The organism is Isoptericola sp. NPDC057191 (assembly GCF_042670225.1).
Classification (GTDB): Bacteria; Actinomycetota; Actinomycetes; order Actinomycetales; family Cellulomonadaceae; genus Isoptericola.
The window spans coordinates 1-9,187 of sequence record NZ_JBHUWC010000164.1; the positions used below are offsets into that span (position 1 = coordinate 1).

Annotated in this window: 7 protein-coding genes; 6 read left to right on the forward strand and 1 reads right to left on the reverse strand. The window is 75.3% G+C overall.

Features of this window, described 5'->3' with window-relative positions; all coding sequences use genetic code 11:
• Nucleotides 1-50 precede the first annotated feature (50 nt).
• Genes ACFT55_RS16430 through ACFT55_RS16450 form a run of 5 tightly spaced genes read left to right on the forward strand, consistent with a single transcriptional unit; the run spans nt 51 to nt 4,210 of the window.
• A complete protein-coding gene (locus ACFT55_RS16430; RefSeq protein ID WP_380244914.1) occupies nt 51-569 on the forward strand; it encodes a MaoC family dehydratase in 519 nt (172 codons plus the stop codon).
• Nucleotides 566-1,546, forward strand: a complete 981-nt coding sequence (locus tag ACFT55_RS16435; protein WP_380244915.1) for an HpcH/HpaI aldolase/citrate lyase family protein — start codon at nt 566-568, stop codon at nt 1,544-1,546. Before ACFT55_RS16430 ends, ACFT55_RS16435 begins: the two co-directional genes overlap by 4 nt.
• Complete coding sequence (locus ACFT55_RS16440; protein ID WP_380244916.1) at nt 1,543-2,337, forward strand: CoA transferase subunit A; 795 nt, start codon at nt 1,543-1,545, stop codon at nt 2,335-2,337. The genes ACFT55_RS16435 and ACFT55_RS16440 overlap by 4 nt, the downstream gene beginning before the upstream one ends.
• The gene (locus ACFT55_RS16445; protein ID WP_380244917.1) at nt 2,334-3,038 is read left to right on the forward strand and encodes a 3-oxoacid CoA-transferase subunit B; all 705 of its coding nucleotides are present in this window, start codon (nt 2,334-2,336) and stop codon (nt 3,036-3,038) included. Before ACFT55_RS16440 ends, ACFT55_RS16445 begins: the two co-directional genes overlap by 4 nt.
• Complete coding sequence (locus ACFT55_RS16450; RefSeq protein WP_380244918.1) at nt 3,035-4,210, forward strand: acetyl-CoA C-acyltransferase; 1,176 nt, start codon at nt 3,035-3,037, stop codon at nt 4,208-4,210. The genes ACFT55_RS16445 and ACFT55_RS16450 overlap by 4 nt, the downstream gene beginning before the upstream one ends.
• Nucleotides 4,211-4,315: 105 nt before the next feature.
• Here the strand turns inward: ACFT55_RS16450 and ACFT55_RS16455 are convergent, their stop codons facing one another.
• Entirely contained in the window at nt 4,316-8,071 is a 3,756-nt protein-coding gene (locus ACFT55_RS16455) for a S8 family serine peptidase (RefSeq protein ID WP_380244919.1), read from the reverse strand.
• 95 nt (nt 8,072-8,166) lie between these two features.
• Between ACFT55_RS16455 and ACFT55_RS16460 the strand changes: the two genes are divergently transcribed.
• Nucleotides 8,167-9,138 (forward strand): hypothetical protein, encoded by a 972-nt coding sequence (locus ACFT55_RS16460; protein ID WP_380244920.1) that lies wholly within the window; start codon nt 8,167-8,169, stop codon nt 9,136-9,138.
• The last annotated feature ends 49 nt before the right edge of the window (nt 9,139-9,187 follow it).

Genomic DNA, 9,187 nt, shown 5'->3' on the forward strand with positions numbered 1-9,187 from the left:
GAACGTGCGTAACCACCTGTTCGGCACGGACGGAGGAGGGGGAGAGGGAGATGCGTGACGAGGTGCAGCGCGGGCTGTTCTACGACGAGCTGGAGCCGGAGGTGCGGTACGTGCACCGGCCGGGGCGCACGATGACGGAGGCGGACGACGTGCTGTTCACGTCCGTCACCATGAACCCCCAGGGGCTGCACCTGGACGCGGCGTGGGCGGCGACGCAGCCGTTCGGCCGCCCGCTGGTGAACTCCATGCTCACCCTGGCGACGCTGGTCGGGCTGTCGGTGGCGCACCTGACGCGCGGCACCATCGTGGCCAACCTCGGCTTCGCGGAGGTGGCCTTCCCGCACCCGATGTTCCACGGCGACACGCTCTACGGCGAGACGACGGTGGCCGACCGGCGGCCGTCCCGGTCCCGCCCCGGACAGGGGGTCGTCACGCTCGAGCACACCGGACGCAACCAGGACGGCGACGTCGTGGCGCGCGCCGTCCGCACGGTGCTGATGTGGACCCGCGAGGGGTACGAGGAGCACGAGCACCGGCGCGCGAGCGAGCACGGCGAGGGCGTGCTGTGAACCCGGCGCCGTTCACGCTCGGCCCGGCGCTGCTGTTCTGCCCCGCCGACCGGCCCGACCGGTACGCCAAGGCGCTCGACCGCGCGGACGCCGTGATCCTCGACCTCGAGGACGCCGTCGCCCCCGGCCGCAAGGACGACGCCCGGGCGGCGCTCGTGCGCACCCCGCTCGACCCGGACCGCGTCGTCGTCCGCGTCAACGCCGTGGGCACGCCCGAGCACGACGCCGACCTTGCCGCCCTGGCGCGCACGCCGTACCGCACGGTCATGCTGCCGAAGGCGGACGGACGGTTCGTCGGCCCGCTGCTGGCTCCCGACGGGCGGCCGTACGCCGTCGTCGCGCTGTGCGAGACCGCGGCGGGCGTGCTGGCCGCGCCAGCGCTGGCCGCGCGGCCCGACGTCGTCGCGCTCGCGTGGGGCGCGGAGGACCTGGTCGCCTCCCTGCACGGCACCTCCAGCCGGGACGCGGCCGGCGGCTATCGGGACGTCGCCCGGCACGCGCGGTCCGCGGTGCTGCTCGCCGCCGGCGCGGCGGGCAAGCCGGCGATCGACGCGGTCCACCTGGAGCTCGACGACCTCGCGGGGCTCCGGGCCGAGGCGCAGGACGCCGCAGCGAGCGGGTTCGTGGCGTCGATGTGCGTGCACCCCAGCCACGTCGCCGTCGTGCGTGCCGCCTTCGCGCCGTCGGAGGCGGAGGTGGAGCGCGCCCGCGAGGTGCTCGCCGCCGCGGCGGGCCGCGCCGAGGCGCTCGCCGGCCTGCCCGTGGACGGCGGCGCCGACCCGGGCGTGCTCACCGTCGGCGGGCAGATGGTCGACGCGCCGCTGCTGCGGCACGCCGAGGCCGTGCTGCGGCGGGCCGCGCCGGCGGAACCGGCGGAACCAGCGGGACCGGCGGAACAGTCGGGCCCGGGCGACGGCGGCACTCCCGAGGGAGCCGCCGTCGGACGTACGGTCGAGGAGAACGGGGGACGACGATGACGAGGACCACGTCGAGAGCGGGGGACCGGCGGCAGCCCAGCGCCGTGGCCGCGCTGGACGGCCTGCTGCACGACGGCATGACGGTCGCCGTCGGGGGCTTCGGCCTGAGCGGCAACCCGAACGACCTCATCGAGGCGGTGCGCGACTCCGGGGTGCGGGACCTGACGATCGTGTCCAACAACATGGGCGTGGACGGCAAGGGCCTCGGCATCCTGCTGGAGAACGACCAGGTGCGGCGGGTGCTCGCGTCGTACGTGGGGGAGAACAAGCTGTTCGCGCAGCAGTACCTGGACGGCGCGCTCGAGGTCGAGTTCGTGCCGCAGGGGACGCTGGCCGAGCGCCTCCGCGCGGGCGGCGCGGGCATCCCCGCCTTCTACACGCCGACCGGCGTCGGGACGCCTGTCGCGGAGGGCAAGCCGGTCGACGAGATCGACGGTCGCCGGTACGTGCTGGAGCGCGCCATCGTGGCCGACCTCTCCCTGGTGCACGCCCGTCGCGCGGACCGGTTCGGCAACCTCGTCTACCGGTACACGGCGCGCAACTTCAACCCTGTGATCGCGACGGCCGGTCGCGTCACCGTGGTCGAGGCGGAGGAGATCACCGACGAGCCCATCGACCCGGACGTCGTCGTGACGCCGGGCATCTACACGCACCGCCTCGTGCTGGCGCGCGAGCGCGTCAAGGACATCGAGCAGCGCACGGTGCGCCCGGCACAGCGCACGGACCAGAACACGGAACAGGACACGGAACAGAGCACGGCGGACGCGACGACGGCGGGAGGTGCGGCATGACCTGGACGCGGGACGAGATGGCGGCCGTCGCGGCGGCAGAGCTGCACGACGGCGACTACGTCAACCTCGGCATCGGCATCCCGACGCTGGTGGCGAACCACCTGCCGCCCGGGGTGGGGATCACGCTGCAGAGCGAGAACGGCCTGCTCGGCATCGGCCCGTTCCCCGTGGAGGGCACCGAGGACGCGGACCTCATCAACGCGGGCAAGCAGACGGTCACCGCGGTGCCGGGCGCGAGCTACTTCGACGCGGCGGCGTCCTTCGCGATGATCCGCGGCGGGCACGTCGACATCGCGATCCTCGGCGCGCTGCAGGTGTCCGCGACGGGTGACCTGGCGAGCTGGACCGTGCCCGGCAAGCTCGTCAAGGGGATGGGCGGCGCGATGGACCTCGTGGTCGGCGCGCGCCGCATCGTCGCGCTCATGGACCACGTGGCCCGCGACGGCACGCCCAAGCTGCGCAGCCGCTGCACGCTGCCGCTGACGGGGGAGGGCGTCGTCGACCGGGTCGTCACCGACCGGGCCGTGCTGGACATGACGGACCACGGCCTGGAGGCCGCGTTCGTGCTGCGCCGGCTCGCGCCGGGCGTGAGCGTCGACGACGTGCGCGAGGCCACGGAGGCGGAGGTCCTGGTGGACCTGGAGGACGAGAGCAGGACGGGTGACGGCGCCACGGCGCCGGTCGAGGAGGCACAGTCATGAGCGTGATCGTGGGGTACCGGCGGACGCCGTTCGTGCGGTCGAACGGGGCGTTCGCGTCCGTGCCGGCGACGGCGCTGGGCGCGCACGCGCTGACGGCGGCGCTCGCGGCGGCGGGCGTCGAGCCGGGCGAGGTGGACATGGTCCTGGGCGGGCAGGTGCTGCAGGGCGGCGCCGGGCAGAACCCCGCCCGGCAGGCGGGGGTCGGGGCGGGCGTCCCGATGACCGTCCCCGCCGTGACCCTCAACGCCGTCTGCCTGTCGGGGGCGGAGGCGGTGGTGCAGGCGCACCGCCTGATCTCCGGCGGGGAGGCGCGGGTGGTCGCCGTCGTGGGGATGGAGTCGATGACGCTCGCGCCGCACGCGTGGGTGGGGTCGCGCGCGGGTCAGAAGTTCGGGCCGGTGGAGCTGGTCGACACGATGGCGCACGACGGGCTGACCGACGCCTTCGAGCGCGAGTCCATGGGGCTCAGCACCGAGCGGCACGGGGAGCGCATGGCGGCCGCGGCGTGGAACACGCGCGAGGCGCAGGACGCGCTGGCCGTCGCGTCGCACACGCGGGCGGCGAAGGCGGCCGAGCTGCTGGCGGAGGAGATCGTGCCGTTCGAGGTGCCGGGGCGGCGGGGTGCGGTCGTGGTGGACGCCGACGACGGCGTGCGCCCCGACTCGACGCCCGACGGGCTGGCCCGGCTGCGCCCGGCGTTCCGCGAGGAGGGCACGATCACCGCGGGCAACGCGTCGCAGATCTCCGACGGCGCGGCGGCCCTGGTGCTCGTGGCGGACGACGTCGCCGCCGACCGCGGGCTGACCGGGGTGCGGGTGCGCTCGCACGCGCTCGTGGCCGGGCCCGACGTCGGGCTGCACGCCCAGCCCGCGAACGCGATCACCGCGGCCTGCGAGCGGGCCGGCCTGACCCCGCGCGACCTCGCCGCCGTGGAGATCAACGAGGCCTTCGCCGCCGTCGTGCTGGCGTCGGTGGACCGGCTCGGTCTGGACCCGGAGCTCGTGAACGCGAACGGTGGCGCGATCGCCCTGGGGCACCCGATCGGGGCGTCCGGGGCGCGGGTCGTCGGCCACCTGGCGCGGCGGCTCCAGCAGCTCGGGCCGGGGTCGGTCGGCGTCGCCGCGCTGTGCGGTGGCGGCGGCCAGGGCTCGGCGGTGCTGCTGGAGGCGTGACCCCCCGGGAAGCAACGAGCGTGCTGAATCGATCCTCAAAAGTCCATCTTGAGGATCGATTTAGCACGCACGTTGCAGCCCCGGGGGTCGTGCGGGGGCCGCGGGTCAGCGCACCTGGAACACCCGCAGCATCTCCTGCTCCACCTGGCTGCCCGACGCGTCCTTCAGCACGGTGCGCAGGTGCACGAACCCGCCGGCCGCCTGCTCGTTCGAGACCTCGGCGGTCCAGCTGCCGTCCGCGCCGCGGACCACGGGCACGTCGTGCCAGTCGGTCACCTGCGACAGGACCGTCTGCGTCCCGGTGGCGTACTGCAGCGTGACCCCGGTGAGGTCGACGGGCCGCCGCGTGGCGTCCGACGTCGCACCGAGCACCACGTGCACCGGCTCGCCGCTCGGCGCGCGGTCGGTGAGGTCGGTGCCGACCTCGAGGCGCGGCACCAGCAGCGGCTGGGTGCCCTGGGCGGCCCGCTCGGTCGGGAACGTCCAGTCGGTCGTGTAGGCGAGTCCGAGCAGCGAGGTGGCGGTGCTGCGGCGCGTGAACTCCTGCCGCACGTGCACCTCGCTGGGTGCCGACGGCACGGGGTAGAGCGCACCGACCGGGGCGACGGGCGTGCCGTCCACCCAGACCCTCCGGTACGTCGTGTCCGAGTAGTAGAGGCCGGTCGAGTCGTGGCCGGCCGCGTCGCCCCAGGCGGAGAGCGTGACCGCCAGCCCGTTCAGCCTGCGGTCGACCAGCGGCACGTCGTTGGTGTTCGACGACGCGCCGAGCGGCGTGCCCAGCCACGACGTCGGCTCGGTACTGCCCGGCGCGTACGTGCGCGGGCCCTCGAACGACGACGCGCTGGAGAAGTTGGTCGTCATCCGCGTGATCGTGGTCCAGCGCACGTCCGGCGACGCCGTGTAGTACTCGGTCCGCTCCAGGGGCGCGGTCACGGGCAGGAGCGACCCGCCGGCGTACACGGACCCGGCGCCGGGCAGCACGAGGCCGAGGTCGAGGAACCAGGTGCGCGAGTCCGCGGCCTGCGAGTGGTACGTCGTGGGGACGGTGGCGAGGTCGGCGTCGCGCACGCGCTGGACGCCCGTCGGCACGACGCCGCCCAGCACGGTGGCCACGTTGTACAGGTAGGGGCTGGTCGCCACGGGCTGCCCGGACCACGACATGGTCACGGGTCCGGCGGCGAGCTCTGCGAGGAGGGCCTCGCCGTCGGCGCGCGTGATGGTGACCATCGGCAGCGTCACGCCCGACCCGGAGGTGGTGAAGCGGCCCTGCGCCGACGACGAGTACGCGAGCACGCCCAGGGCTCCGCGGCCCCGCAGCGCGCGGTCCCACTGCAGGCTGTTGCCGCCTTGGACCGCCGTGGCGGCGTCGACGAGCACGATCTTGCCCTCGACGTCCGCGGCGTCGAGGTTCGCGACCGTCCCTGGGCCGACGGAGACCAGCGGCGCGGAGGCGTGGCCGTCGAACTCGGGGGCGAGGCTGACGGGCAGGTCGTCGACCGTGTGCCCGCCGGACGAGGTCATGGTGAGGCGCGGCGCGGTGAGCCGCGCGGTCGCCTCGAACGTGAACGCGTCGTCGACCTTGGCGCGGGTGGTGTACAGGTGGTTGACGTATGACGGCACGGTGGTGAGCGCACCGGTGCGCATCCCGCCGTCGTCGCCGAGGCCGTACGTGAAGCCGACGGAGAACCCCTGCGGCTCGCCGGGACGGTCGGTGCGCCAGCTCAACTCCGTGGCCTCGCGCGCGTCGAGCACGACGGTGGTGTCGCCGTCGACCCGCACGTGGTCGGTGTAGACCTGCGAGACCGAGTCGACCTGACCGTGGTTGCCCGGCACGTCCCGCGTGAGGATCACGCCCGAGAAGTCGTACGTGCCGTAGGGGAGCGTGAGGTCCACGCTGCCGTCGCCGACGCCGTACCGGGAGCCGGTGTCGCGGTGCCGGTCGATCACCTGGAAGGAGGAGAAGGAGTCGGGCGCCTCGCCGAAGCGGTTCGTCGTCCGGACCGTCACGGTCGCGGTCGGGGCGGTCAGGTCGGCCCACACGGGGACGGTGACGCGGGCGCCGTCGGGCCCGACGCCGACGATCCGCCCGGTGACCGTGCCGTAGTCGTCGTCCTGCACGTGCCGGGACGGGTCGACGACGACCGGGACGTCGGCCGTCCCGTGCGCGGGGACCACGACCTGGTGCTTCGGCGCGCCGAGCGCGAGCACCCGGCCCGGCAGGCGGGAGCCGTCGTCGCCGTACGTCTGCAGGCTGAGGGAGAGCGTCACGTCGTCGTCGGAGGTGTTGGTGAGCGTCACGGGCCGGCGGACCGGCTCGAGGTCGCCCTGGGGGAAGGCGTACGTCCCGAGGTCGACGCCGGGGGCGGCGGTGACCGCCTGGTCGACGGCGCGGCCGACGTCCATCGGCCCGGCGCCCTGGTCGAGCACGGGGGCGTCGGTCGCGGCGGCCGCGGACGTCAGGGCGTCCTTGACCTGCTGCGGCGTCCAGCCGGGGTGCCGCTGCTGCACCAGGGCGGCGCCACCGGCGACGTGCGGGGTGGCCATGGACGTGCCCGACATCGCGACGTACGGCAGGGCGTCCCCGCCGCCGGCGCGCGCCGCCACGACGTCCACGCCCTGGGAGGCGATGTCCGGCTTGGCGGCGGGGCCGCCGACGGACGGCCCGCGGCTGGAGAAGGTGGCGGTGCGGTCGTCGCGGTCGACGGCGCCGACGGTGAGCGCCGACGGCGCGCAGCCGGGCGTCGAGACCTGGCCGTGCAGCCCCTCGTTGCCCGCCGCGATCACGAACAGGGCGCGGTCGGAGAGCGCCTCGACGAGGTCGACGTCCGGGCCGGCGCAGGTGGTGGTGGACGAGTCGCCGAGGGACATCGAGACGATGTCGGCACCCTGGTCGACGGCCCACTGCATCCCGGCGAGGATCCACGACGTCTGGCCGGAGCCGTCGTCGTCGAGGACCTTGCCGACGAGCAGGTCCGCGCCCGGGGCCATGCCCGCGTAGCGCCCGTCGGAGGCCGCGCCCGTGCCGGCGATCGTGGAGGCGGTGTGCGTGCCGTGGCCGTTGCCGTCCTGGACCGAGCCGGCGGCGCTCACGAAGGAGCGGGTGGCGCCGACCTGGCCGGTGAGGTCGGGGTGCTGTTGGTCGTAGCCCGTGTCGAGCACGGCGACGGTGACGCCGGAGCCGTCCAGCCCCTCGTCGTGCGCGGCGCCCGCGCCGGTCAGCGGCACGGTCGGCGGAAGGTCCGTGACGGCGGTGCCATGCACCTTGCTGTCCAGCCAGATGCGCTCGACGGCGCCCGCCGAGCGCGCCCCGGAGCCGGGCTCGAGCCCGGCCCACGCCGCGCCGGCGCGGTCCTTGTCGATCGACAGGGCCGTCGCGTCGATCGCGGGGAGCTCGGCCGTGGTGGTCGTGCCGCGGGCGGCCGCCCGCGGGGCTGCGCCGTCGGCGTGCTCCACGATGACCGGCAGGGAGTCGCTCGACGCGTCGTCGTACCCGTCGCGCCACAGGAGGCTGAGGTCGAAGAGCCGCTCGTCGAGCGTCCCGGCGTCCACCAGCGGCTGCGCCGCGGGCGGGACGAGGTAGGTCTCGTCACCCTCGACGTACGTCGTCGTGACCTGGTCGTCGCCGGCGAGGCGCGCCTCGGCGACGTCGCCGTCCGCGTCGATGCGCGCGGTCACGACGTCGCCGGTGACGAGCGTGAACTGCGCGACGGCGCCGGCTGCGGGCTCGGCCTGCTCGGCGGGTGCGGCGGCGGTGGCGGTGGTGGCGGCATCGTCGGCCGACGCGGCGGTGGCGCCGCCGGCGAGCAGTGCGAGCGCGGCGACGGCGGTGGTGCCCCTGCGCGTCCGGGCATGACGATTCATGTCGGTCTCCCTTCGGTGGGGCAACTCTGGACCACGGACGTCCGGTGCGGGCGGGCCGGGGGTGGCGGGCTCGTGCCATGGCGGATAATCGCCACGTGCTGGGAGACCTGGGTGCCCGCCTCGGGCCCGACGACGAGGCGGTCTACCGCCTGGCGATGACCGGGCCGGGCATCTCGCCCGAGGGCGGGGCCGCGGTGCTGGGGCGGTCCGCCGACGAGGTCCGGGGGAGCATCGACCGGCTCGCGGACGGCGGGCTCCTGGTCCCCGCGGGCGACGGCGCGCTGTGGGCGGCGACGCCGCCCGAGGTGGCGCTCGGCCCGGTCGTCGCGCGGTCGCGCGAGCGGCTGCGGCGCGACGAGAACGTCTTCGCGGAGCTCGTCGAGGCCTATCACGCCGAGCGCTCCGCGACGTCGCTGGAGGGCCTGGTCGAGCTGGTCGAGGGGGAGGCCCAGGCGGCGCGGGTCACGCAGCTCGAGATCGGCGCCCGCGAGTCGTTCTGCGCGTTCCAGACGGGCGCGAACACCGTGGTGCCCGTGGCCGCGACGCTCGACCCGGAGTGGACCCCGCCGGGGCTCGGCCCGGACACGCAGCGGCCACCGGCCATCCGCGGAGACCTCGCCTACCGGCTCGTCGTCGACGCGTACTACCTCCAGGAGCCGGGGGCGCTGCGCAAGCTCGACGACTGGCTCGCCGCGGGCCAGGAGATCCGCGTCTCGGACGAGGCGCTGCCGAAGGTGCTCGTGGCCGACGGGTCCGTCGCGATGGCGAAGGTGGCGCCGGACGCGGCGGTCGTGCTGCGCGGCCCGCTGGCCGGGCTCGCCCAGGCGCTGTTCGAGGCGACGTGGCGCGGGGCCCGGCCGTACCTCCCCGGCGGTGCGGAGATCCCCGCCGAGGACGCCCAGCTCCTGCAGCTCATGCTCGCCGGGCTCACCGACGTGGCGATGGCGAAGCAGCTCGGCACGTCGCAGCGCACGGTGCAGCGGCGCCTGCGGGCGCTGATGGACTCCGCGCACGTCACCACCCGCGTCCAGCTCGGGTGGTACGCCCTGCGGCACCGCTGGGTCTGACCCCGGCCCTCGCGTCCACGTCCGGACACGCCCGTGCCCGGGCCGGCAG